Below are 25,982 nucleotides of genomic sequence, written 5' to 3'. Positions count from 1 at the left end.
TCGATTACGGATTCGATTACAGCAGCGCTTTATTATAACCATGCTTTATTGTCTTAAGCTAATAGGTTAAAAATATGACGGCAACAACAATGACGTCAAATACGGCTTGAATGCCAAAGTAATAGACAATAAAGTAGTGCTTGCTAAGTTAGGTGGGTTGGGAGCATTGGGTGGCAAAATCGGTCAGCTGACTTGGCAAAATGTTTAACGCATCCTATGTTTAGCCAATGTGAGTATAAAAAGAGAAAAAACATGAAAGACCCTGATAGCAATATCGATAAAAACGCCGTGCAATTACGTGTTGCCACGCAACAAGACGTCGAAAATTTGGTAACTTTGCTCAATCGCTGTTACCGCTCAGATGAAGGCTGGACCAATGAAGCTGCTTTAATTGGTGGGATTCGTACCACGCACAAGGAAATGACAGCCCTGATAGACAATCCCAACATTTATCTGTTCGTGTTTGAAAATCCGCACGATAGCGATGATTTGCTCGGGTGTATTTCTGTGGATTTCTCACCCATTAATCATCAGCCAGCGGCGTATATTGGCACTTTTGCGGTTCATCCTGCTGTGCAAGGTAGAGGCATTGGCGATACGATGTTGTCTGCGGTAGAAACGTTTGCTATCAGACACGCCCACGCCAAAAACTTAACCTATTTACCTTTAACCCATTTGTCCATGTCGATTTTAAGTCATCGACCAGAGCTGTTAAGTTATTATCAGCGCCGAGGTTATTTACTGACAGGGGAGAAGATGGCATTTCCAAGGGACGGCAACAATGGCGACCCCAAGCGCGATGATGTATTTTTAGAGTTTTTGCAAAAACCCATTCAAGCAAATAAAGCGTCCATCAAATCTAGTAATACAATCGAATAACAATAATTGTCGTGCTTAGCAATAAAGTCTTAAGGGTATTTTATATAATGATTGCAATAATTTTTTACACAATAATTTTAAACAAAAGGAAATCATGATGAAAAAATGTGCCAAAACCTATTCACTAGCGCTAAGTTGCTTGATAGCAGGAACGCTGGCAATGACAGGCTGTCAAACTATAGCGGATAGTAAGTCAGGGATGTCTAACCCGACCCAAGCCGTCACCTTACCGTTAGCCGATGCCACGTTGCAAAATTATCGCTGGCAATTGGTCTCGGTGACTGATTTGGCGGGTAAACCCACTAAACTTGAATTGTTTAACCAAGCCAAACCGCTATTGGTCAGCTTTGATAAAGGTCGTGTCAGCTTTGACAACACCTGCAATCGTATGTGGGGCAATTATAGCTTGACCCATGACAATGTATTGATAAAAAATATCGTTTCCACGCGCATGATGTGTATGCCAGAATCGCGCATGGCATTTGATACGGCTGCACCATCCACGCTTAATGGACAATTTAAACTGACCCAAAATAGCAAAGGCGAACCGATGTTGACGGTAACCGATAACAACCAAATCAGCCTGTTTAAAGCGATTGCCAAATAAGGTTTTTCATTGAATTAAAGCTTAGTAACCTCAAACAACCTCTGTGCCTGCTTCATCTTCAATGACTATATCGGTTTCTGTCAACGCCTGTTGTTGCCAAGTCTGCATGCTTGGATGAGCAAGCATTTTTTGTATATAGATTAAAGTCATGGGTCGTAACTCTATATCGGAGGCTTTTGCGTAAGTGATGAGGCGAAAAATAATCGGGGCAAAAAATACATCAGCGACACTAAATTCGCCTAGCAAATAACCTTCAGAGCCGTTTTGTTTAAAGCCTTCGGTGACGATGGCTTCAAACCGCGCCAAGTCGCTTAAACAGGGTGCGGAAGGTACAATGTGGCGCCTAGCTCGAATATTCATTGGCATTTCATTGCGCAGTGCAGAAAATCCACTGTGCATTTCCCCCAGCAAACTCATGGCTAAATGCGGATGGTTACCCCAGATGTTTTGCGTAATTAAGTATTTTTCCGCATATAAAGCAATGCCGACACTGTCCCAAATCGTTTTATCTTCATGTAACAGTACAGGCACTTGACCCAGTGGCGTATAGGTCGTCAAAATCTCTTGATTACTCGGATGAAATAGCTTAATTGGCATTTCATCGAAGGCTACACCGAAGGCATGCAGCATAAGCCATGCGCGCAAAGACCAAGTAGAGTAGTTTTTATTACCAATAATTAAAGTGGGTTTTTGAAAACAATTAATTGGATTACCAAAAGTTTTAGCTGTCACTGTCTGATTTCCCCATGCCCAAACACAATCCATTTTTGCGATGTTAAACCTTCAAGACCCACAGGGCCGCGCGCATGGATTTTATCGGTAGAGATACCAATCTCTGCACCCAAACCATATTCAAAACCATCGGCAAAGCGGGTTGATGCATTGACCATCACGCTACTAGAGTCGACTTCACGCATAAATGTTAACGATTTTGAGTAGTTTTCGGTGATAATCGCATCGGTATGGTGTGAGCCATGGGTATTGATATGGGCAATGGCTTCGTCGATATCGGCGACTACTTTAATCGCCAAAATTGGCGCCAAATATTCGGTATCCCAGTCTGCTTCACTCGCCGCTGACAGATGAGCGGTTAATTCAGCGGTATCGCTCAAGATGGCTAAGGTTTTTGGGCAGCCACGTAATTGCATGGCACTGTCTGCCGCGACAATGGCGCTGGCGATTGGCGGAAGGGCTTGCGCAGCGATTTGGCTATCAATCAGCAGCGTTTCCATGGTATTACAAGTCCCGTAGCGGTGAGTTTTGGCATTGACGCAAATATCGGTTGCCATAGTCAAGTTTGCATCGCGATCGACAAAGGTATGGCAGTTACCATCTAGATGCTTGATGACAGGGACGCGCGCTTCATTACTGATACGCTCAATCAGGCTTTTACCACCTCGCGGTACAATCACATCGACATAGCGATTCATGGTAATGAGTTCTCCCACTGCCGCGCGGTCGGTGGTTTCGACCACTTGCACTGCCGCCTCTGGCAAACCAACTGCTTGTAAACCTTGTTTGACACACGCAGCCAATGCTTGGTTAGAATAAAACGCTTCTGACCCCCCACGTAGGATAATCGCATTGCCAGATTTTAATGCCAAAGACGCAGCTTCAATCGTCACATTGGGGCGAGATTCATAAATCATCCCGACCACACCCAGCGGTACGCGCATTTTACCCAGCTGAATGCCCGATGGACGAAAGGTCATATCCGTGACCTCGCCAATTGGGTCAGGTAACATGGCGACATCTTTTAGCCCTTGTAACATGCCTTCAAAACGCGCATCGGTGAGCGCTAATCGGTCAAGTAGTGCGTCATCCAGTCCTTTTTGTTGACCGTTTTGCATATCGGTGGCATTGGCCGCCAACACGTGTGATTTGGCTTGTTGCAGGGCGTCATAGATAGCGAGTAGGGCGCTATTTTTGAGCGCGGTGTCTGCTTTTGCCAAAATTGCTGAAGCAGCGCGCGCTTGCCGTCCCACGGTTTGCATATAATGTTTGGTATCAGTCATGGTTTGCATAGTCAGTCCCTAATATAATCATCGCTTCATCATAACAACTTCAATCCAAAAATGGAATTTAGAAAGTTTTGACAGACAAAAATTAATGGTTATGACTCAATCTAAAAACCAGTGCTAAAGACCGGCGCCATGAAATAAAGTTAAATAAGAGAAAAAGTTGCGTTTTAGTAGCGTTTTAAGCGAAAATAGACAGTTTTTTTCCACCTATCGTCAAATTTTGGATCGAATATCATGTCAGATGCTATGCCAAACTTACAGCGTCCTGTAGCCTTGCAACTTAACAATATCCACAAGAACTTTGGATCGCTTGAAGTACTAAAAGGTGTATCGTTGACCGCTTATGATGGCGATGTCATCTCAATTCTTGGCTCGAGCGGTTCGGGTAAATCCACCTTGCTACGCTGTATAAATTTGCTTGAAAACCCCTCGCAAGGGGAGGTTTTCCTGGGCAGTGAAGCATTGGTACTAAAACCGAATAAATCAGGGGATTTGGTTGCCGCCAATCAGCGTCAGCTTGAGCAGTTTCGCTCAAAAATGGGTTTTGTGTTCCAAAACTTTAACCTATGGCCACACCGGACTATTTTGCAAAACATCATTGAGGGGCCGACCCAAGTCCTAAAAATCGCCAAAGACCAAGCCATCAGTGAAGCTGAAGTGCTACTAAAACGCGTAGGACTACTGGATAAAAAAGATGCTTACCCAGAAAACTTATCGGGTGGGCAACGCCAGCGTATCGCCATCGCTCGTGCGCTAGCGATGAAGCCCCAAGTATTGCTATTTGATGAGCCAACCTCTGCCCTCGACCCAGAATTGGTCAATGAAGTATTAGCGGTGATGAAATCGCTTGCTGAAGAAGGTCGAACCATGCTGATTGTCACCCATGAAATGCGTTTTGCGCGCGATGTATCAAGCCAAGTGGTGTTCTTGCATGAGGGACGTATCGAAGAAATAGGCACACCCGAGCAGGTGTTTGACAATCCGAAATCAGCGCGGGTGAAAGACTTCATGGCAAGCCATCAAAAATAATCCAATCAGCCTATCAGCCGTCAATCGCAATGCGATTGGCGGTTTTGTAGTTTTAGGCATCAGAAAAAATTTATTTGATTTAATTGTTGCTGCAAACGTTTTTCACTTGCAAAAATGTTAATTTATGTTAATTTTAACTAAATTGTAAACTCGCATTTATTTTAGTCGCATTGATTTTAAATATTGAAATCGCTGAAAGCGAAACCTGATATTAAATCGCTTTTTACTCAAAAATTTCATTTGTAAGGAACATCCATGCAATCAACCTTGAATTCAACCTACTCAAAACTCGCCTTGGCAACGGTATGTGCAGTTAGCATGGGATTAACCGCCTGTCAAAAACCTGCTGAAAAAACAGAAGGTGCAGCCGCCAGCCAACCCGCTGCCAGTGCCAGCACAGGCAAAAAAATTCGTATTGCCACTGAAGGCGCCTACAAACCATTTAACTACACCAATGCCGATGGCACATTAGGCGGTTATGACGTGGATGTTGCCAAAGCCGTGTGTGCCCAAGCGAAACTCGACTGCGAAATCGTAGCGCAAGATTGGGACGGTATTTTGCCAGGCTTGATGGCGAGAAAATACGACGCGGTTGCCGCGGGTATGTCAATTACCCCAGAGCGTTCAGCGCAAGTGGATTTCACCACGCCTTATTTTAAAAACACCATGGTTTGGGTCGCTGCCAAAGGTGGCAAATTCAACCCACAAGCGATTTCAGGGCTAAAAATCGGCGGTCAACGCTCAACCACCATGGCACAGTACCTTCAAGATAAACTGAGCAAAACCAACGAAATCAAATTGTATGACAACTATGACAACGCCTATATTGACCTAAAATCAGGTCGTATCGATTCAGTGCTGTCTGAGAAAGTAACCGCTAGCGAATGGCTAAAACAAAACAGCAACTACCAACTCGTAGGCAGTGAGATGGATAATGGTGACAACATCGCAATGGCCATTCGTAAAGGCGATCCACTAAAAGCAGAATTTGATAAAGCCTTAGATGCACTACAAAGTAATGGCGAGTTGGCAAAATTACAAAAGCAACATTTTGGTAATTAATTGACGTTGTATCGATCGTTTTAAAATTTACACAATAGATGTGGGTGACCCTCAAATTTTGACAAAAGGTGTTGTTATGAAACAGTTATCGGTTTTGGGTGTATCGTCGTTAGCCATTTTGATGGGGGTAACTGCCTGTCAAAAACCTGCGGAAAAACCGGCAGACACGGCAGCAGCAAGTAACGCTACCACGGCAGCAAACGCAGATATGCCACAGATTCGTATCGCTACCGAATCAAGCTTTGTCCCCTTTAGTTATAAAGATGCCAATGGCAAATTAATCGGCTTTGAGATTGATTTGGCAGATGCGTTATGTAGTGAAGCCAAACTAAAATGTGAAGTGATTTCCCAAGATTGGGATGGTCTCATTCCAGGACTACAAGCACAAAAATACCATGCCATCATGGCGGGGATGTCAGACACCGCAGAGCGTCGCCAAGTGGTGGCATTTAGCGACCCATACTTTACCAATAACCTCGTTGTGATTGGCAAAAAAGGGGTAGACAAAGGTGCTGATGACCTAGCAGGCAAATCAGTGGGTGCGCAGCGTTCAACGACCGCAGCTGAGTACTTAGCCAAAAACTTCCCAAAAGCCACCCCAAAACTGTATGACACCCAAGATAATGCCTATCTTGACCTAGAATCGGGTCGTACGGATTTGATGATTTCTGACAGTGCCCCAGCCTTATCATGGTTAAAAACCGCCAAAGGTCAAAGCTTTGAAGTCAAAGGTCAACCAATCAATATTGATGACAAAATTGCCATTGCCCTTCGTCAAAATGATCCATTGATTGGCAAATTCAACACCGCACTGGCGGCGCTAAAAGCCAATGGTACTTACGATAAAATCAGCCAAAAATATTTTGCAGATTTGCCGAAATAAGCCGTTAAATAACTGATTAAGTGTTCGTTTTCTTACAACTCACAAGTAAAATTTTGTCATGTGTTAGACGTTAAAAATTAGGAGTATCAGGTGAAAGCAAATATTTCATTATTGGGTAGCTTGGCAGTGGCAGGTCTAGCGCTAGTGGGTTGTCAAAAACCTGCAGAAAAAACGGCGGCAACAACGGGTAGCACAGCCGCTTCTACAACGGCCAGTAGCAGCACTGAGACATCGAGCAGTATGGCAGGCAAAACCATTCGCATCGCCACCGAAGGCACCTATAAACCCTTTAGCATCACCAAAGCGGATGGCAGTTTGACAGGTTTTGATGTGGATTTTATTCGGGCCTTATGTGCAGAAATGAAAGCCAACTGTGAAATCAAGCCACAAGATTGGGATGGTTTATTACCAGGCTTGATGGCAAAAAAATATGACGTGGTAATTGATGCCATGTCTATCACCCCAGAGCGTCAAGCGCAGGTCGATTTTACCGACCCCTATTTTACCAATACATTGGTATTTTTGACCAAACAAGGTAGTCCTATCAATCCGGATGACCCTGCCCAAATTGACAGCCATACAGTTGCGGCGCAGCGTTCAACGCTATCGACCCAGTGGATGGAAAAAAATCACCCAAAAGCCCAGCTAAACCTGTATGAAGGTTTGGACAATGCTTTTATGGACTTGGCAGCAGGGCGTTCGGATCTGATGATTTCGGATAAAGCCCCGGCCGCTTATTGGCTGACCACGCCAGAAGGTAAAGGGTTTGAAATCAAAGGTAAAGAGATTGATGTTAATGACAAAATGGGTATCATCGTCCGTAAAGGTGACCCACTGCGTTTAGAATTTAACAAAGCGATTGCCACGTTAAAATCAAATGGCACGTATGACAAAATCTATAACCAATATTTTGGCAGTGCAACCACCACAACAGCGGCGGCAAGCAGCGTGGCAGTCACGGTCTCTAGTACTACAACGACCACGACGACTGTGGCAAGTACTAGCAAATAACTTAACCAAGCGCTTGGGTTCAGTCAAAAACTGGGTGAAAAGTCACTCAGTTTTTTGTTTTTTTGATGGTTTTTGATAGGGCAATCACGTAAAATTGCACCCTGCAAAAAACAAAGCGAAAGGTTATATCTGTTATCACCTTTTGTCTATGCGACGGTAAAACTGCGTTTTAAGCATTTTTTGGGTAATAGGTCAACAAACAGAGTTAAAAAGACAGGGTATCGATATTGTGTTAGATCTACAAGGTTTTGGGCAGCTATTATTAAGTGGCGCTTGGGTCACCATCAAACTGGCATTGACTAGTTTGGTTATTGGGCTGATTTTGGGATTATTGGGCGCGACCGCTAAGATGTCACGGTTTAAAGTGCTCAACGCCATCGCCACCGCTTACACCACGATTATCCGTGGTATTCCAGAACTGCTGTCAGTCATGTTTATTTACTTTGGCGGCTCGATGTTGATGGGGCTCATTCTATCGCAATTTGGCAATACGGGATATGTGGATGTCAGTCCGTTCTGGGCGGGGGTTACGGCGCTTTCTGTAGCATTTGGTGCGTATGCGACCGAAACTTTTCGTATGGCATTTCAAGAGATTCCAAAAGGTCAAGCCGAAGCAGCGCAAGCGATTGGCATGAAAAAATTTCAAATCCTTTGGCGAGTGACGTTGCCACAAGTGTGGCGTATTGCACTGCCAGGACTGGGTAATTTGTTTTTGGTACTGCTCAAAGATACTGCGTTGGTTTCTGTGGTCGGGCTTGAAGATATCATGCGCCACGCCAAAACGGCAGCGACTTCCACGCAAAGCCCGTTTACTTTTTATATGGCAGCAGCCTTGTTGTACTTGAGTCTGACCGTCATCATCACCGGTGTGATTATGTGGCTAGAATGGGTCAATAACCCAGCAGAGCGTTATGCAAAACGCCTGCAAAAAATCGGCATGGCAAAATAGGGGATTCATCAATGAACTGGAATTGGCAAATTATTATTGATAGTATCCCAAAACTGCTGCAAGGCAGTATTATCACCATTGAGCTTGTGGTGTTGTCGGGTTTATTGGGGTTTATGTTGGCAGTGCCGCTAGCACTGGCTAGGCTGTCGAAAAAACCTTGGGTGCAGGCATTGCCGTTTGCATATATTTTCTTTTTTCGTGGTACGCCGCTACTGGTGCAAATCTTTTTGATTTATTATGGCTTGTCACAATTTAAATGGGTGACCGAGTCTGTGCTGTGGAAATCGGGTGTGTTAGCGAGTCCATTTTGGTGCGCTATCATCGCTTTTACCCTCAATACCGCAGCTTATACCGCAGAAATCATCCGCGGTGCTATCAAGTCCATCCCCAAAGGCGAGAATGAAGCTGCCGACGCCATTGGCATGTCGTATAGCCAAAAATTGCGCCGAATTATTTTTCCTCGTGCCTTTGGCATCATGCTGCCGGCGTATGGCAATGAAGTGATTTTTATGCTCAAAGGCAGTGCGCTGGCATCGACCATCACTTTGATGGATATCACCGGTGTGGCAACGACGATTATGTCAAAAACTTATACCGTTTTTGAGTTGTTCTTTGCCTCAGGTATCATTTATTTGTTATTGTCTTGGCTATTGATTGGGATGTTTCGATTGGCAGAAAAACGCATCAATCGTCATCTTTCTTATCAGCCCATCAGTGATGGGGGCGTCACTGCCTAAGTTAGGCTAAGTTAGGCTAAGCTAAATAAAGAGTTTGGATGTATTGGAGGCGTGCCAATGAAACAAGCAGTTATAATATCAAGTTTGCTGATGGGTGGGGTGTTACTCTCGGCTTGTCAACCTGCCAGTGATAACAAGCCAGAGCAAAACAGCACAGCAAGTGCCACAGTAAGCGCCACAGTGGCTAGCGTTCAAAGTCCGCATCACGTTGCCAGTGTAGCTGTCGCCAGTACCGTATCTCCCCAAACCGCCCAAAACGGTGCGCCCAAACAAATTAACTGGGCATTGGTGGATTCGGGCGTTAAGCCAGTCGATAAGGCTAGCTTTAAATATCCCTTTGAGCTCGATAGCGAGCCTGTCAAAGCGTATGCCGAAATGTATCATGTGGATAATGAAACCTCCCGCTACAACTTAACGGTGGGTATGGCAGTCAATGAAGTCTTATCCAAAGTGCTCGACCAGCTGGGTACTGCGTATGTGTCACATGAACTCACAGCTGGTAAAAACAGCGCGTTTGTCATCCATACCACCCAGCAAATTGCTCCGAGCCAATACACTTACGTCTTTGCCGAGCCCTTTGCCAAAGGGTTAACCATTCCTGTCAAAATCATCAATGATGGCAAAAAATAACTAAGTTGCCATCGGTATGTTGACGTTTATTTATCGTTTAAGGAAATACCATGCGTGTGCTAGGACTGGAAACATCCTGCGATGAAACGGGATTAGCCATTTTTGATAGTGACCAACGTCACCAACCCAATCAAGGTTTGGTCGGGCAAGTGCTATACAGTCAAATCGCGCTACATGCGACGTATGGCGGGGTAGTCCCTGAACTTGCAAGCCGCGATCACATCCGTAAATTAGTGCCCTTGTTGCAGCAACTCCTGGATGACTGCCAACTCAAAAAAACCGATATCGATGCAATTGCCTTTACCAAAGGTCCTGGACTGGTGGGCGCGTTGATGACTGGGGCATTATTTGGGCGCAGTTTGGCGATGGCGCTTGATATTCCTGCGATTGGCGTACATCACATGGAAGGACACTTACTTGCGCCGCTATTGGGCGCCAATCCGCCCGATTTTCCGTTTGTCGCGTTGCTCGTGTCGGGTGGACATACCATGTTGGTAGCCGTCAAAGGCATCGGGCAATATGAAATATTGGGTGAGTCGATTGATGATGCCGCGGGCGAATGCTTTGATAAAGCCGCTAAAATGCTAGAGTTACCTTATCCTGGTGGACCTAATATCGCACGCTTGGCACAAACAGGCAATCCATTAGCCTATGAATTACCGCGCCCGATGTTGGGCAAAGGATTGGATTTTTCTTTTAGTGGTATGAAAACCGCCGTGCATAATTTGATTAAAGACCATCCAACCGATAGCCATAATCCTGAGCATGCCCAGACGCGCGCCGATATTGCAGCGAGTTTTCAATATGCGATGGTCGATACGTTGGTGAAAAAATGCGTCAAAGCCTTGCAGCAAACGGGCATGAAACGTTTGGTGATAGCAGGTGGGGTGAGTGCCAATCAACAACTACGAGAATCGCTAGCTGAGGCATTAGCCAAAATCAATGCCACTGTGCATTATGCACCGCCTGCCTTGTGTACTGACAATGGCGCCATGATTGCTTTCGCTGGTTGGCAGCGCTTGAATGCCGGTCAACAGGATGAGCTAGCGGTTAGCTGCTTGCCGCGTTGGGATATGACAACGCTGCCTGCTGTCAATCCAGCTAACCCATAATCATCTACAAGGACTTGAAGATGCCATGGCTGTGGATAGGACTGGGGGCGGCATTGGGGGCAATGCTGCGCTGGTGGTTATCGAGAATCAATAGCGGACATCCTTGGTTGCCCTATGGCACACTATTTGCCAATGTACTAGGCGGGCTGTTGATGGGATTTGCCTTGATACTCACCCAAAAGATGCACCCAAATTTACGACTGTTTATCACCACCGGGTTTTTGGGGGGACTGACAACGTTTAGTACCTTTAGTGCCGAAGTGTTTACTTTGTTGAATACCGGCAAGGTATGGCAAGGTGTCGCCTTGATTGGCATCCATGTGCTTTTAACCTTGGTTGCGACTGCCATTGGTTTTTATAGTCTTAAGCTACTAAGTTAAGAAGCTGTTAAGTTAGGAAGCTGTTAAATGGTTAATCGCTTCTTTCCCATGCACCGCTAAAAGTCGCAAAGCTTTTAAAGGCTTTGCGAATTGATAAGTGAGTTAAATGCACTTATCTAATCTACTTATAACGTGCGCAATCGGTCAGTCATCAAATTGTCATGATACTGTCACATTTCTTTGTAATCATATACACAATTTTTATACAAACCGAATTATGGTTACTATCATGACAGTTAAATCGGTCAGCATTGAGCTATATCAGCTTTGAGCTATCCTAGTGAAAATAACCAAAAAAGTTAAATCGTACCGTTGGTGACATTTTTTCATAAAGGCAGTTTCATTGTAAACTCAGAAAAGGTTTTTAGGAGCTATCCATGCGTTATTCATTATTAAGTATTGTCGTAGCATCGACCTTAGCATTAACCGCTTGTGGTAACAAACAAGCAGACAATCAAGCAGCGGGTGCCTCAGCAACGTCAAGCACTGCGACTACAGGCGCTACAGGTAGCAACAAAAACGCCGTATTTACCATCACAGGTGCAGGCGCATCTTTCCCACAACCTATCTATGCTAAATGGGCAGGTGAGTTCAAAAACGCCACTGGCGGTCAAGTAAATTACCAATCAATCGGTTCATCAGGTGGTATCAAACAAATCCAAGCCAATACCGTTGACTTTGGTGCGTCGGATGCGCCTTTAAGCAAAGAAGAGTTGGATAAAAGCGGTTTAATCCAGTTCCCAACCGTTATCGGTGGTGTTGTACCGGTTGTTAACATCGATGGTGTTGCACCCGGTCAATTAAAACTAGACGGTGCCACCCTTGCCAATATCTACTTGGGTAAAATCACTAAATGGAATGACCCAGCGATTACCGCATTAAATGCAGGTGTGACCCTACCAGATGCGCCAATCACCACGATTTTCCGTTCTGACGGTTCAGGTACAACCTTTAACTTTGCAAGCTACTTAGCCGCTGTATCACCAGAATGGAAAGCAGGTCCAGGTGTAGATAAATCCATTAAATGGCCAACCGCTGCGACAGGTGCAGGTGGTAAAGGTAACGAAGGCGTGGCAAGTAACGTCGCTCGTGCCAAAAACTCAATCGGTTATGTTGAGTACGCTTACGCAAAACAAAACAAAATGTCGCATACACAGCTTAAAAACGCGGCGGGCAACTTTGTACAACCATCGGCTGAAAGCTTTGCCGCTGCAGGTAATGCAGATTGGAAAGGTACACCAGGCTTTAACATCGTATTGACTAACCAAGCAGACCCAAATGCCTGGCCAATCTCTGCGGCAACCTTCATCTTAGTCCATACTAAACCAACCAACCCAGAAAACGTCAAAAATACCCTTAAATTCTTTGACTGGGCGTATTCAAGCGGTGATGAACTAGCAAAATCATTGGACTTTGTACCATTCTCAGCAGAAAGCAAAGCTATCTTCCGCGAAGAGTGGAAAAAAGTTGTAGGGGCTGATGGTAAGCCACTATTTAGCTCAGATGCTGCCACGGCAACTGCGTCAGCGGCAAAATAATCTCATGATGATGGTTAACAGTTAACAGGGTTAGGCATGTCAAACGATACGTAGAGCAATAAACTAGTTAATGCTCTACGTTTTTTTTTCAAATTTCTAGAATTAGTAAACTAAAACTATTTTTTGATGGCTGGGTTCTTATGTCGGATTTACACGCAAAACTCGCAAAGCAAAAACAATTAGACTGGTTGTTTGTCAACGCGACTCGTCTTTTTGCGTTTATCGTGCTTTTGTTGTTAGGTGGTATCTTAATCTCATTATTTCTTGGCGCATTGCCAAGTATGAAAGCGTTTGGCATTAACTTTTATACCAGTAAAGACTGGGATACAGGGATGGATGTATACGGCGCACTGGCACCAATTTATGGTACGTTGGTGACTTCTGTCATTGCCATTTTGATTGCGGTTCCTGTAAGTTTTGGTATTGCCATGTTTTTGACAGAGCTTTGCCCCAATTTTTTAAAACGTCCTTTGGGTATTGCCATTGAGTTGTTAGCAGGTATCCCTTCAATTATCTATGGTATGTGGGGATTTTTCGTATTTGCGCCTTGGTTTTCAGAACATATCCAGCCTTGGCTGATTGACCATTTGGGTGATGTGCCTTATGTGGGTCGTTTATTCCAAGGTGCACCGATGGGTATTGGTCTGTTCACCGCAAGTTTGATTTTGGCAGTCATGATTATCCCGTTTATTGCATCGGTCATGCGTGATGTTTTCTCCATTACGCCAAAAATGCTTAAAGAATCTGCCTATGGTTTGGGTTCAACCACTTGGGAAGTGATGCGATACGTGGTGTTGCCTTATACCAAAGCCGGTGTGATGGGCGGTATCATTTTGGGATTGGGTCGCGCATTGGGTGAAACGATGGCAGTCACCTTTGTTATTGGTAACGCTTATAACGTCAGTCCAAGTTTGTTCCAGTCAGGGGTGTCAATCACTTCGGCATTGGCAAATGAATTTGCAGAGTCTGAAGGCTTGCACCAATCATCGCTATTACATTTAGGTTTCTTACTATTTATCATTACCTTTATTGTACTGGTGATTTCAAAATTGATGCTCAGTCGTATGGATAAAAATGCGGGTACGAAATAAGGACGCTGGGAAATACTATGACTACTATCAACATGAATCGTAATAACGCCATTTACAAACGCCGCCGTCTAAGCAATGCTTTAGGACTGATATTTGCCGGTTTGTCCATTGTATTTGGCTTGACCTTCTTAGGTTTAATTTTATTCAAATTGTTTTTATCAGGCTCGCATGCGTTATTGACCATGCCCATTTTTACTCAAGACACCCCATCGCCAAACGAAATTGGCGGTCTTCGCAATGCGATTATCGGCTCAATCATGGTGACAGGATTAGGGCTTGTAGTCGGCACACCGATTGGTGTGATGGCAGGTATTTATCTTGCTGAATTTGCCGAAAACAGCTGGCTTGGTAAAGTCACCCGTTTTATGAACGACATTTTGCTATCCGCACCCTCCATTGTGATTGGTCTATTTATTTTTGCGTTGATGGTACAAGGCCGTAACTTCTCAGGTTGGGCAGGTGCAATGGCTTTAGCGCTATTGGTTATTCCTGTGGTGGTACGTACCACTGAAAATATGCTGCGTCTAATCCCCAATACATTGCGTGAAGCGGCTTATGCGTTAGGGACGCCAAAATGGAAACTGGTAACATCGGTTACTTTACGTGCTGCCAAAACTGGGGTATTAACAGGTATCTTACTGGCATTTGCGCGTATCTCGGGTGAGACCGCGCCGTTACTATTTACCGCGCTCAATAACCAATTCTTTAGTACCGATATGGGTCAACCCATTGCCAACTTACCAAACGTGATTTATCAATACGCCAGCCAGCCATACCCTATTTCAAACCAATTGGCTTGGGCAGGTGCGTTACTTATCACTCTGGCAGTATTAACGTTGAATATTTTGGCACGTGCGCTCAGTGGTAAAGAGCAATCATCACATTGATGATCAATAGAAGATTAGAGCTATTTGCTAGTATTAAACAAATTTTATTAAGGTATTCATCATGACCGCAAAAATGCAAATTCGTAATCTAGAGTTTTATTACGGTAAATTTTTAGCCCTTAAAAATATCAACATCGATATCGCTGACAAAAAAGTTACCGCGTTTATCGGACCTTCAGGCTGTGGTAAATCAACGTTACTGCGTACTTTCAACCGTATGTATGACCTATACCCAGGCATGAGTGCCACGGGCGAAATCAACCTAGATGGACAAAACATCTTGGATAAATCCGTGGACGTCAACTTGCTGCGCGCTCGCGTGGGTATGGTGTTCCAAAAACCAACGCCATTTCCGATGTCAATTTATGACAACGTGGCATTCGGTGTGCGTCTGTACGAAAGCTTAAGCCGCGCTGAACTAGACGAGCGCGTTGAATGGGCGCTCAAAAAATCGGCACTGTGGACTGAAGTCAAAGATAAACTTAAAGCATCGGGTCTGTCATTGTCGGGTGGTCAGCAGCAGCGTCTGTGTATCGCCCGCGGTGTGGCAACCCGTCCTGAAGTATTGCTACTAGACGAACCCACCTCGGCACTTGACCCTATCTCAACAGGCTCAATTGAAGATTTGATTTCAGATTTAAAAAATGATTACACCATCGCCATCGTCACTCACAACATGCAGCAAGCGGCACGGGTGTCTGACTATACCGCGTTTATGTACTTGGGCGAAATGATGGAAATGGGGGATACTGATAAAATGTTCACAAACCCAGACCGTAAAGAAACTGAAGAATACATCACGGGTAAATTCGGCTAGGTTATTTTGTTATTAGGCGATCTGCGCGTCATTTAGTCAATCACAATACCTCGCTACTTTGCTGCTGCGGGGTATTTTTTTGCCTAAACTTCTAAGCACAATCAAAGTAAAATAAATATTGATAACGATTCTCATTTACACTATAATTCGCAAATTGTCATTATTTTTTTTATTATTTATTCGTGTTTACTTTTAAGGATGTTTTATGTTGAGCCGTACTTTTACTTTATCAATATTACCCCTGACGATATCTGCATTAATCTTGACGGCTTGCCAAAAAACCGAGCAAAAAACCGACGTAGCACCTGCTGCAAGTAGTGCCGCAACAGCGCCTGCAACGAGCAATGCTTCTGCAGTCACAGCGTCAGCGCAGAGCTCAGTGGATATGAGTAAAGAAACGGCGGAATACAAAGCTTGGGTACAAACCCAAATTGATAGCTTGCTTGTCGATACCCAAAAATTTGTTGCACTGCTTGAAGCGGGTAAATTAGAAGAGGCGAAGGCATTATATCCAAAAGCGCGCATGTATTTTGAGCGCTCAGAGCCGATTGCTGAAAGTTTTGGCGACCTTGACCCGCGTATCGATAACCGTGAAGCCGATCTTGAGCCCAATGAAGTATGGACAGGGTTCCATGCGATTGAAAAAATCTTGTGGACACAAAACACCACCAAAGGCACCGAACAACTGGGCAAGCAACTGATTGCAGATGTCAAAGAATTGCATGCCAAAATTCCGACGGCAGAGGTGACAGGCGACTTGATGGTGCAAGGTTCAGTAGATTTGCTCAATGAAGTGTCAACGAGCAAAATCACCGGAGAAGAAGAAATTTTTTCGCATACAGACTTGTATGATTTTAAAGCCAATATTGAAGGCGCCGAGAAAATATTTGCCATTTTAAAACCAAAAATCCAAGCCAAAAACCCAGCGTTAGTCACGGAGCTTGAGCAAAAATTTGGCGCAGTCAACCAACTACTTGCCAAACACCAAGTCGGGCAACAAGACTATAAATCCTATAAAGAGTTAACGCCTGCAGATACCAAAGCGCTAGCCGAAGCGGTGAATAAACTCGGTGAACCCTTAGCGCAGATGGGCATTGTATTGCAATAAGTCAAAGGTGAAGCAAAAAATTGCTTCACTTTACAGTTTTAGGGTGGCATAAAAAGGTCAGTACGGTGTTAGGGGCAGTATGAAACATAGTAAATTAGATAAGCAAGCGCAAGAAACAGGGGTGGGATTAAAAACGTCCAATCGTCGCAGTTTTTTACGCCAATTTGGTGCGCTCAGTGTCGCAGGCGCAGGTTTAGCTGTATCAGCCTGTCAGCAAAAACCAAGTGAAAACTTACCTAACTTGCAAGCTTTGGATAGTAATCAGTCCAAAGATAGCGATAAAAACGAAAATCCTAAACATGCCGGTAGTGATGCCAATACTACCAAAAATAGTTTTGCGGATGTCAAATATGATTTTTATGGCGAACACCAAGCAGGCATTACCACGCCGTCACAGCGTAATATTTATTTTTTGGTGATGGATTTACATACCGACAAGCTCGACGATGTCAAACAGATGTTCAAAGACTGGACAACGTATGCAGCCAATTTGACGCAAGGTAAAAACATCAAAGCGTACGAAAAAAACCCGTTTGTGCCCCCAACCGACACAGGCGAAGCAGACAGTATGGGCGCGTACGGATTGACGTTGACCTTTGGGATTAGCCCAAGTTTTCTAAAAAAAATGGGACTTACCCATAAGCAGCCCAAAGAATTCCAAGACTTGCCCAAGTTCCCGCGCGATCAATTACGAGAAAATTTGACGGGGGGTGATATCTGTATTCAAGCCTGCGCCGAAGATGCCCAAGTGGCGTTCCACGCGGTACGGCAACTGGTTCGCCAAGCGCGTTCTAATATTACCATGCGTTGGAGTCAGTCAGGTTTTGTTGGGTTTGATACCGGCAACCATACTCCCCGTAATTTATTCGGTTTTAAAGACGGCACTGCCAACCAAAGCACCATCAAAGCTGCGGACAAAAACTTATGGGCGGACGCGCCTGATTGGATGAAAGGCGGCACTTATTTGGTCACCCGCGTCATTCAGATGCATCTTGAAACTTGGGATCGCACCTCGCTTAAAGGTCAAGAAGATACCTTTGGTCGACATCGTGATAGCGGCGCGGCGATTGGACAAAAAGGCGAATTTGACACCTTTGATGTGCATGCCAAAGACGCGCAGGGTAAAGCAGTGATACCTGAAATTTCCCACATGGGACTGGCAAAACGCACAGGCGTGGAGATGCTACGCCGTTCGTATTCTTACAGTAGCGGCATTAACCCAGCCACGGGGCAGTTTGATTCAGGGCTGCTGTTTATTTCATTCCAAAAATCGCCCGAGCAATTTATCATCATCCAAAATGCCCTAGGTCGTCTTGATAAAATGAATGAATACGCCACCCACATTGGCAGTGGGCTATTTGCTTGCTTCGGTGGTATCCCGCAAGGTGGCTACATTGGACAAGCATTATTTGAAGCTTAAAGTTAAAATGCAACCTGCATCAGTTAAAAATAGACGATTCAAAACACAAGCTTAAAAATAGACGGTTAAAAAGTTACTCATGATAAACATCACCCAAAAAACCTTGCTAAGTTTTGGCCTAGCAAGTTCGCTGCTCATCACCACTCAAGGCTTACAAGCGCAGCAACCAACGCCTGCAAGCGCCCAGATAGCGACGCAACAAGCCAGTCAATCAGCCAGCAAAAAGCTGAATTTAAGCCCTATTTTTATCAACCTATCAGACGCGATGGCGGCAATTAAAGCCAATGATATCCCAAAAGCCAAGGATACCCTTGCGCAAATTCAAACAGCCTTTGATGCCATAGATGCAGCGGCAAAAAATTCCACGCTTGGGCAACAGACAAGCCAAGCGATTGAACAAGCAATCAGCAATCCCACAGAAGCCAATTTATCAGCCGTGTCAAATGCGTTATATGCCTTTGAAAAAGAACAAAATCCTGTAGATTACACCGCGAAGCGAAAAGAGTTTGCCAAAAAAATGGTACCGGCGTATGACAATCTTAATCAAGTCATACAACGGGCAGCAGCGACAGATGTCGAAGCGTTACGGGCGGCTTACAACCAGTTTAATGCAGTTTGGCTAGGTAATGAGCGGGTCGTACGCAATACCAGTATGGGGCACTACGGCAAAATCGAAACATCCATGGCGCTGATGCGAGTGGCAATTGAAACCCAACCCATCAATATGGCGCAAATCAAAACCCAATCTGCCGCCCTAAAAGATGCCATTGACAGTTATAACAAGGGTGACGTAGCTGCTGTACAAACCACACAAACTGTCACCTTGGCGGATAGTATCCAGTTACTGCGCGATGGTTTACAGGCGTTTAAAACAAACGATGAAGCGACTGGTCAAGCCAAGTTAGGCGAGTTTATTAGTATTTGGCCAATGGTGGAAGGCGATGTCAGCACGCGTAACCCCAGTTTATATAATCGAGTGGAAAGTCAAATTCCGCTAGCCATGGCGAAGGGGCAAGACCTTAAACAGCAGCAAACATTGCAATCGATTATCAATGAATTGGCGGCAATCAATCCAACAGCCCAATACACCGCGGTTGACTCGATGCTGATATTGCTTCGAGAAGGGTTGGAAGCCTTATTGATTGTCATCTCGCTATTATCGGCTTTAACCGCTGCCAAACAAGTCAAAGCCAAAAAATGGGTGTATGCTGGTGTCGCTTTTGGCTTACTTGCCAGTATCGCAGGCGCGATGGCATTACAGCTATTATTCCCTGCGGTGACTTCTGCCGCCAATCGTGAGATGTTTGAAGGCGTCATCGGCATCGTTGCGGTCATTATGATGATCGGCATCGGGGCGTGGCTGCATAGCAAATCATCCGTCCAATCATGGAACGCTTATATCAAGCGCCATATGGGACAAGCCATGACGGCAGGTAGCTTTGTGTCGTTATTTGGATTGAGCTTTTTATCCGTATTTCGAGAAGGCGCAGAGACCATATTGTTTTATGTCGGTATATTACCCAATATCAGCATGAGTAATTTTTTAACCGGGATTGGTTTGGCGCTTGTAGCACTGGCAGCAGTGGCTTGGGTGATGCTAAAAACCTCGGTTAAATTACCGATTCCACAGTTGTTTAAAGTCTTAACTTGGGTGATTTACCTACTGGGCTTTAAGATTTTAGGCGTTAGTTTGCACGCGCTGCAATTGACAGGGTATCTACCGATGACCGCCATGAGCGGCTTGCCAGCGATTGAATCGTTGGGATTTTACCCAACGCTACAGACATTTTTGGCACAAATCGGCTATATTGTTATCCTTATCGGTATCAATCTTTGGATGAAAAACCATCAACGTCAGCAAACGGCTACGTTAGCCTAAACAACAAAAGCTAGCAAATTTGCTAGCTTTTGTTGTTTTACCAATCGATAAGAGGATAGATATGTGGATGATTAGCCCCATTCTTGATTTGTGCGGAACACATCGGCATTGATTTGTTGACGTACCGTTTGAAAATCAAAGCTGTCACGTTTTTCTGGCAGACAAAGTAGCTTAGGTAAACGTGTTAGTCCAAGCTCACCATCAATAAAGGCATAGTGGCGGAAATTTTCGTCAATGATAATATTACACTCGAACTCTGGATAAACAATCAGCTGTTTTTGATCCTTAGCCAAACGAATAATTGACATAAAGAAGTTTTCATTGAGTTGATGACGATATTGGGTGAGTTCTTCCAAGCTATATTTGGGCGCTTTTGGTGTAATCAGCCTACGTAAAAAGCCCGACGTTTCAACTTGTTTTTGATAGTACAGTACTTCCTCTGTCAAAATATCAATGGTCGATTGTTCTTCTTCTACTTCTGTAAGCTGTTTATCCAGATACTGCATCGGTGCCATAAACAATTTTTGTTTTTGCTCGGCCTCAATGGTCACATCATTGAGATAATTTCGGATCCGATGGGTGAGCATACGCATCGATACCAATCTTAATGTGGTACGTTTTGCAACCAATGAAAAGCTAGCAAGCGGCTGTAGACAAAAATCCCGTAAGCAGTTGGTCACGTTGGCAATTAACCAATCTAAGTGATAGTAAAAAAACTCAAGGTCATTGATGTCTTTGAGCGCTATATCAAAAATACGCGGTAGTTTATTTAAAATTAATATAGAAAATTGTTTTTCAAAGTTTTGCATCCGCTCTTCAATAATAGCTTCAATCGGACGTCCATCGGTAGCTAACGGTTTACGAATTAATGGATAAATATAGCGAATTAACAAATCTTTAGAACTATTGATAAAGATTTTTACTGCTTCATTGACGCTTCGCTCGAGTGTATACATACGCGACAATTGCATCAGTATATTAGCTTTATTGGCAGGCAGATTAACCTCCTCACGCTCGACGACGAAATGGGTTAAGTAGATATACTGACCCGAAACATCACTGTCTTCGAATAAAAAACGGCGGAATGAAAAAGGATTTTGATTGGCTAAGCGTGTTGGGCCGATCAGGAACCAATACTTTGGCGTTTCAACCACCACATAACGCCGCACTACCGCCTCTTGCTGTAAAAAAACAGGGAAGCGCTCAGAAGATAATTCTTGCATATCTTGACCATCCCAGCTTCGAAACTCCCAGCCTTGAATCTGATGCTTTAAAAATACTGATTTAAAATAAGCGCGAATCATATCGGGAGTCAAGTTGCGTAGCCCTGGCGCCAGCGATATTTCAATATTGTCAATCCAATGCGATAAATCATACAAAAATGCTTGGCGAATTTTTTTGGCAAGGTGATGCTCATTTTTGGCATCATATAGTTCAATGCTGTCAAAATGATCGAGCATCGCTTATATTTTATCTGCAAGCTCTAAGATGCTAACACCTTGGGTCGTTGCTTTTAGGAATTTGAGCATATGATTCGCCATCATCATGACTTTATCATTGCTAGAGGACGTGAGGGCTAAGGTATCAGATAATGAGATTGGACGCTGGGCTAAAAATTTCTTGCTGGTTTTATCATACATGATACCGCGGGGTACCAATAGTTGTCGAAAAACGCTATTTTGACTTTCCTTATCAAGTTTAGGAAAAATATCACAGAGATTTTGACGCCAGTCATCGCTAAAAATGGGATCAATGGATTGCAGTCGATAAATGTCGTAATGTGATAAATCAAAGATATGTGCCATTTAAACATTCCAATACACGATAATTGTCTCTAAATGATTGGTTTAAATCCCATTATACAGAATATTAATCGATTATTGTAGATAAAATAGAACTATGGTTGATAAATTAATTTGATTTTAGCGAATTTTACACTGCTGAATTTAAATGCAATAACTTAAGATAAGGCGTAATTCTAGGACAAAATTTTATTAAAATTCGGGGCGTACAAACAAGGAGTTTGAATCATTAGGAAAAAATGGCTTAAAAAATTAGATAAAAAATCTGTATAGATATTTCTACTTAGTTTAAGCAAAAAAGGTTCTAACATTGAACCATGCTAGAACCTTTGAGCTTAATTTTGGCTAAATTTGAATTAGAAATTAAGCGGTTTTCTCGATACGCTCGCGCTGCGATTGACCTTGCCATAAGCCTTCTAGGTCATAAAACGTGCGGGCTTGTGGCATCATCACATGCACCACCACAGCGCCCAAATCAATCAAGGTCCAATCACTGGTGCCTTGACCTTCCACACCAATCGGATTAAATCCTGCTTGCTTCGCTTTCATCGCGACATGGTCGGCAACCGCTTTAAGGTGGCGGGTAGATGTCCCTTCGGCAATCACGATACGCTCCATGACTTCAGTCATATCAGCAACATCGAGTACGGTAATGTTTTTGGCTTTTAAATCATCCAAGGCATCTTGAACGATGTCAAGGCAGGTGGTTAACTGTTGGTGGGCAGGGTGTTGATTGACTAAACTAGCAAATTGGGTATCGGTCATAAATGCGTGGGTTCCATGGATTGGGTCATAATGATTGGGTTATAAGGGTAGCTTAAAATAGGATCATGACAATCCTAAAAAAAGTGCGCTATTTTAACAAAAATCTAACGCACAGGTTATCAAAAAATGTAAATCAATATCAGGCTAAACGTCTGGGGCATATAACTGATGCTCAACAATATACCGATAAACTTTCCTCGGTAAACTTAGCCGCGCTTGCTGTCGTTGCCGAGCTTCTACGCTGTATAGCCAAGCTCTGATATCACTACTGGCGATATCAGGCACGACAAACTTATCAATATAAATATGGTTAGTGGTTTGATTTATCAAGTCTTTTGGCGAATGAATGATAAAAGGCACTAGCCGATTATCAATATTTATATTAGGGGGTTTATCCGTATTGGCCAAAGCATTTTGGTTTAAGTTTTGGTGTAAAGTGTGGCTTAAATTGTGGCTAAGGCTGCCCAAGGCAGGACGGGGTAGCACCCATAGATTGGTCAGCGAAAGTAGATCAAAGCCGCGATACCATTTATCAAGTTGTTCAACACTGTCTTGTCCGAGGACAAAAATTAGTAGGTCATTGGGGTAACACTGTTTAAATTCACTCAAGGTATGAAAGCTATACACAGGCGGCTGACACTGCAGCTCAGTTTCATCAATCGACAAAAAAGGCACATCGTCAATCGCAAGCGCAAGCATTTCAAGGCGCTGCTGGTTGGAAGTTGGCTTGGTTTTTAAGGGCGAACCTGCGGTAGGCAATAATTTGGCGATGATATCAACGTTGGGGAAGGCGCGCATGAGCTCATGGTACACATGCGCAATCATCTGTAAATGCGCCAAATGTATCGGATCAAATGAGCCACCCAACCAGACACGAATACAGCGAGGCATTGTCATAATCAAATGCCTAATTTAAAGTTGGGGTAAAGAAAACTAAAATCCTTCATCATCACTGACACATCTTACGGTTGGTTTGCCGGTTCATCGGTTGGTACATTGCGCACAAAAATCACTTTGTGCAGAATTTTACCATAAAGCAATTTTTGGGCATAACAGATTGTGGCGCACTAGCCTAGTGGTGGAACAGTAGCCTTACATTGCTATTTAAGCCGATATCCTGTGTGACAGGCAATGGCGATAGACAACAAAAAGGCGAGTGTCACACTCACCTTTTTTTAAACATGAACGCTTAAAACTCACTGCTAGCGGCTTGCACGGCTGTGACCGCAATGGTATAGACAATATCTTCAACCAAGGCGCCACGCGACAAGTCATTCACAGGCTTATTTAAGCCTTGCAATATAGGACCGATGCTCACCACGTTGGCAGAGCGCTGCACCGCTTTATAGGTAGTATTACCTGTGTTCAAATCTGGGAAGATAAATACATTGGCTTGACCTGCCACTGGAGAATTTGGCGCTTTGGATTTTGCCACGCTTGCGACACTGGCTGCGTCATATTGTAACGGACCGTCAATAAGTAAACCAGCCATGCCCATCTCAGCCGCTTTGGCTTTGGCGATTTCGGTGGCTTGACGCACTTTATCCACGTCTGCGCCTTCACCTGATGAACCCGTCGAGTAACTAATCATGGCAACTTTGGGTTCGATACCAAACGCTTTGGCAGATTGGGCGGATTGTAGGGCGATTTCAGCCAGCTGCTCCGCGGTAGGGTCTGGGTTGATGGCACAGTCCCCATACACCACCACTTGCTCAGGCAATAGCATAAAGAAAATCGACGATACCAGCGAGTACTGAGGTGCTGTTTTAATTAACTGAAACGCCGGGCGCACAGTATTGGCGGTGGTATGCACGGCGCCAGATACCAGACCATCGACCTCACCCAAGTACAGCATCATGGTACCCAGCACGACGGTGTCTTTGAGTTGTTCATGGGCTTGCAGTTCATCGAGCTTGCCTTTACGGCGCTCAACCATAGGTTTGACGTACTTGTCAATCAAATTCTCTGGGTCAAGAATCTGCAGGCCTTCAGGTAGGGTGAGCCCCAAGTTCTTGGCAACCTCTTCGACCTCACTGCGTTTGGCAAGTAAGATACAATGGGCAATACCACGATTTTGACAGATGACCGCCGCTTCAACGGTACGGGGCTCAGTGCCTTCAGGCAGTACGATGGTTTTTTTGGCAGCTTGGGCTTTTTTGACCAAGGTATAGCGAAAAGCCGCAGGGGAGAGTTTGCGGTTGTTGTTACCTTGACTAAAAGTGGCTTTGATCCAGTCCAAATCCAAATGCGCGGCGACAAAATCGGCGACTTCACTGGCGCGAGTGGTATCATCTGCGGGGATTTCATGGCTGATGTGGTTAAGTTTGATGACAGTATCAAAGCTGTCAGTGTCAACCAGCATCACAGGAATCCCCGTTTTTAGCGCGGGGCGACACAGATTGATAATTTTTTGGTTTGGCATGATGCCGCCTGTCAGAATAAGACCTGCTAGCGGCACACCATTCATGGTGCTAAGCGCAGTCGCCAAAATCAAATCATCACGGTCGCCTGCGGTCACCAGTAAGTTGCCACGGGTAAAAGAATCTCCAATATTGGCAACGGTACGCGCAACCAGTAAAGTCTTGAGCACACGGCGGTTTTTGGCGTCACCTTCATTGAGCCATTTGGCGTCAAGCTCACGAGCCACGTCCCAGGTACGGGGGACACTTAAGGCATTGCTAAAAGGCACCACGCCAATCAAGCGAAATTTATCGGAGTCAAAATAAGGGGAGTGGGATTTAATCGCCTGTAACTGCTCAGCTGCCAAATCAACTTTGGCTTTACCCGGGGCGACGGGTGCTTCATCATAGTGGTTGTCCACGTTTTTGACGCGCATCAAAATCGTGCCTAACGTGCGCTCGCTTGCCATGCCGCCAAAATCACGGGCAAAAATATCTAGCTTATCTGCCAAACTATCAGGATTTGCAATATCGCCACTACTGACCAAGATGACTTTGGCATCTAGCGCGTTGACGATGGCTAAATTCACCAATTCTGCATAACTTGAATCATTGTCAGCAGCCAGACCTTCACAGACGATAACGTCATATTGGTCAGCCAATGTTTGGTGCATGGCAACCACTTCTTCCATCAAGTCATCTAACTGACCATCCCCAATCATGCGCTCTAAGCGGCTACGGTCAATGGAGGGTGGCGGGTTTAAGTTAAAGGCATGTTTTACAAGCACATTTGAGCTGTCATCACTCTCATGATTGGCAGTGATATTTTGGCTAAAAGGTTTTAAAAATCCTGCTTTTAGCCCGATATAATCGAGCGCACGGATAAAACCCAAACAAGCTGAGGTCAAGCCAATGCCGCTACTGGTAGGCACAAATAAAATCGTTTGCATGATAGTTCCTATTTGTTGTTTTATTC

General features: G+C 44.4%; 25 protein-coding genes. 18 read left to right on the top strand and 7 right to left on the bottom strand.

Going from position 1 to position 25,982, the window contains the following annotated elements:
- Positions 1-252: 252 nt before the first annotated feature.
- Together ACH0AB_RS00210 and ACH0AB_RS00205 are read left to right on the top strand one after the other, a co-directional pair.
- A complete protein-coding gene (locus tag ACH0AB_RS00210) occupies positions 253-879 on the top strand; it encodes a GNAT family N-acetyltransferase (RefSeq protein ID WP_406876732.1) in 627 nt (208 codons plus the stop codon).
- A gap of 94 nt (positions 880-973) precedes the next feature.
- Complete coding sequence (locus ACH0AB_RS00205) at positions 974-1,486, top strand: META domain-containing protein (protein ID WP_406876731.1); 513 nt, start codon at positions 974-976, stop codon at positions 1,484-1,486.
- Positions 1,487-1,516: 30 nt separating this feature from the next.
- On the opposite strand, the gene ACH0AB_RS00200 is transcribed toward ACH0AB_RS00205, so the two are convergent.
- Together ACH0AB_RS00200 and ACH0AB_RS00195 are read right to left on the bottom strand one after the other, a co-directional pair.
- Positions 1,517-2,218, bottom strand: a complete 702-nt coding sequence (locus tag ACH0AB_RS00200) for a glutathione S-transferase family protein (protein ID WP_406876730.1) — start codon at positions 2,216-2,218, stop codon at positions 1,517-1,519.
- Positions 2,215-3,510, bottom strand: coding sequence for a glutamate-5-semialdehyde dehydrogenase (locus ACH0AB_RS00195; RefSeq protein ID WP_406876728.1), 1,296 nt, complete (start codon positions 3,508-3,510; stop codon positions 2,215-2,217). The genes ACH0AB_RS00200 and ACH0AB_RS00195 overlap by 4 nt, the downstream gene beginning before the upstream one ends.
- Positions 3,511-3,741: 231 nt before the next feature.
- On the opposite strand from ACH0AB_RS00195, the gene ACH0AB_RS00190 reads away from it, so the two are divergent.
- The 16 genes from ACH0AB_RS00190 (at position 3,742) to ACH0AB_RS00115 (ending at position 20,040) form a co-directional block, all read left to right on the top strand.
- Positions 3,742-4,536: an ABC transporter ATP-binding protein gene (locus ACH0AB_RS00190; protein WP_406876727.1), complete on the top strand. Its 795-nt coding sequence runs from the start codon at positions 3,742-3,744 to the stop codon at positions 4,534-4,536.
- Between the two features lie 255 nt (positions 4,537-4,791).
- A complete protein-coding gene (locus tag ACH0AB_RS00185; protein WP_095355911.1) occupies positions 4,792-5,598 on the top strand; it encodes a transporter substrate-binding domain-containing protein in 807 nt (268 codons plus the stop codon).
- 76 nt (positions 5,599-5,674) lie between these two features.
- Positions 5,675-6,481: an ABC transporter substrate-binding protein gene (locus ACH0AB_RS00180; protein ID WP_138018610.1), complete on the top strand. Its 807-nt coding sequence runs from the start codon at positions 5,675-5,677 to the stop codon at positions 6,479-6,481.
- Between the two features lie 90 nt (positions 6,482-6,571).
- On the top strand, positions 6,572-7,492 hold the full coding sequence (locus ACH0AB_RS00175) for a transporter substrate-binding domain-containing protein (protein ID WP_007117181.1): 921 nt from the start codon (positions 6,572-6,574) through the stop codon (positions 7,490-7,492).
- A gap of 229 nt (positions 7,493-7,721) precedes the next feature.
- Positions 7,722-8,441, top strand: coding sequence for an ABC transporter permease (locus ACH0AB_RS00170; RefSeq protein ID WP_007117180.1), 720 nt, complete (start codon positions 7,722-7,724; stop codon positions 8,439-8,441).
- Between the two features lie 11 nt (positions 8,442-8,452).
- A complete protein-coding gene (locus tag ACH0AB_RS00165) occupies positions 8,453-9,178 on the top strand; it encodes an ABC transporter permease (protein WP_096489243.1) in 726 nt (241 codons plus the stop codon).
- A 57-nt stretch (positions 9,179-9,235) separates the two neighbouring features.
- Positions 9,236-9,808: a hypothetical protein gene (locus ACH0AB_RS00160; protein WP_406876726.1), complete on the top strand. Its 573-nt coding sequence runs from the start codon at positions 9,236-9,238 to the stop codon at positions 9,806-9,808.
- A gap of 50 nt (positions 9,809-9,858) precedes the next feature.
- The gene (gene tsaD, locus ACH0AB_RS00155) at positions 9,859-10,920 is read left to right on the top strand and encodes a tRNA (adenosine(37)-N6)-threonylcarbamoyltransferase complex transferase subunit TsaD (RefSeq protein WP_406876725.1); all 1,062 of its coding nucleotides are present in this window, start codon (positions 9,859-9,861) and stop codon (positions 10,918-10,920) included.
- 20 nt (positions 10,921-10,940) lie between these two features.
- Positions 10,941-11,300 carry a fluoride efflux transporter CrcB gene (crcB, locus tag ACH0AB_RS00150; protein ID WP_406876724.1) on the top strand — a complete coding sequence of 120 codons (360 nt, stop codon included), beginning with the start codon at positions 10,941-10,943 and terminating at the stop codon, positions 11,298-11,300.
- 377 nt (positions 11,301-11,677) lie between these two features.
- Positions 11,678-12,838 carry a phosphate ABC transporter substrate-binding protein PstS gene (gene pstS / locus ACH0AB_RS00145; protein ID WP_406876723.1) on the top strand — a complete coding sequence of 387 codons (1,161 nt, stop codon included), beginning with the start codon at positions 11,678-11,680 and terminating at the stop codon, positions 12,836-12,838.
- A 140-nt stretch (positions 12,839-12,978) separates the two neighbouring features.
- Positions 12,979-13,929 (top strand): phosphate ABC transporter permease subunit PstC, encoded by a 951-nt coding sequence (pstC, locus tag ACH0AB_RS00140; protein ID WP_036593090.1) that lies wholly within the window; start codon positions 12,979-12,981, stop codon positions 13,927-13,929.
- A gap of 17 nt (positions 13,930-13,946) precedes the next feature.
- Complete coding sequence (gene pstA / locus ACH0AB_RS00135) at positions 13,947-14,816, top strand: phosphate ABC transporter permease PstA (protein WP_095355920.1); 870 nt, start codon at positions 13,947-13,949, stop codon at positions 14,814-14,816.
- 61 nt (positions 14,817-14,877) lie between these two features.
- Complete coding sequence (gene pstB / locus ACH0AB_RS00130; protein WP_060995484.1) at positions 14,878-15,633, top strand: phosphate ABC transporter ATP-binding protein PstB; 756 nt, start codon at positions 14,878-14,880, stop codon at positions 15,631-15,633.
- Positions 15,634-15,838: 205 nt separating this feature from the next.
- Positions 15,839-16,741, top strand: a complete 903-nt coding sequence (gene efeO / locus ACH0AB_RS00125; protein ID WP_406876722.1) for an iron uptake system protein EfeO — start codon at positions 15,839-15,841, stop codon at positions 16,739-16,741.
- 79 nt (positions 16,742-16,820) lie between these two features.
- Positions 16,821-18,161 (top strand): iron uptake transporter deferrochelatase/peroxidase subunit, encoded by a 1,341-nt coding sequence (gene efeB, locus ACH0AB_RS00120; protein ID WP_406876721.1) that lies wholly within the window; start codon positions 16,821-16,823, stop codon positions 18,159-18,161.
- 79 nt (positions 18,162-18,240) lie between these two features.
- Positions 18,241-20,040, top strand: a complete 1,800-nt coding sequence (locus tag ACH0AB_RS00115; RefSeq protein WP_406876720.1) for an FTR1 family iron permease — start codon at positions 18,241-18,243, stop codon at positions 20,038-20,040.
- Between the two features lie 71 nt (positions 20,041-20,111).
- On the opposite strand, the gene ACH0AB_RS00110 is transcribed toward ACH0AB_RS00115, so the two are convergent.
- The 5 genes from ACH0AB_RS00110 to pta form a co-directional block, all read right to left on the bottom strand.
- Positions 20,112-21,500, bottom strand: a complete 1,389-nt coding sequence (locus ACH0AB_RS00110) for a hypothetical protein (protein ID WP_406876719.1) — start codon at positions 21,498-21,500, stop codon at positions 20,112-20,114.
- A gap of 3 nt (positions 21,501-21,503) precedes the next feature.
- Entirely contained in the window at positions 21,504-21,845 is a 342-nt protein-coding gene (locus ACH0AB_RS00105; RefSeq protein ID WP_406876717.1) for a hypothetical protein, read from the bottom strand.
- Between the two features lie 360 nt (positions 21,846-22,205).
- Complete coding sequence (gene rsfS, locus ACH0AB_RS00100) at positions 22,206-22,607, bottom strand: ribosome silencing factor (protein ID WP_076773985.1); 402 nt, start codon at positions 22,605-22,607, stop codon at positions 22,206-22,208.
- Positions 22,608-22,751: 144 nt separating this feature from the next.
- Positions 22,752-23,504 carry a nicotinate (nicotinamide) nucleotide adenylyltransferase gene (nadD, locus tag ACH0AB_RS00095; protein WP_406876716.1) on the bottom strand — a complete coding sequence of 251 codons (753 nt, stop codon included), beginning with the start codon at positions 23,502-23,504 and terminating at the stop codon, positions 22,752-22,754.
- Positions 23,505-23,796: 292 nt separating this feature from the next.
- Complete coding sequence (gene pta, locus ACH0AB_RS00090) at positions 23,797-25,956, bottom strand: phosphate acetyltransferase (RefSeq protein WP_406876714.1); 2,160 nt, start codon at positions 25,954-25,956, stop codon at positions 23,797-23,799.
- Positions 25,957-25,982: the final 26 nt, after the last annotated feature.

It is taken from the genome of Moraxella sp. 179-F 1C4 NHS (genome assembly GCF_045370505.1).
In the GTDB taxonomy this organism is placed as follows: Bacteria; Pseudomonadota; Gammaproteobacteria; order Pseudomonadales; family Moraxellaceae; genus Faucicola; species Faucicola tetraodonis.
The sequence above is the reverse complement of the archived record's forward strand: the minus strand, read 5'-3'. Positions and strand labels throughout refer to the sequence as shown.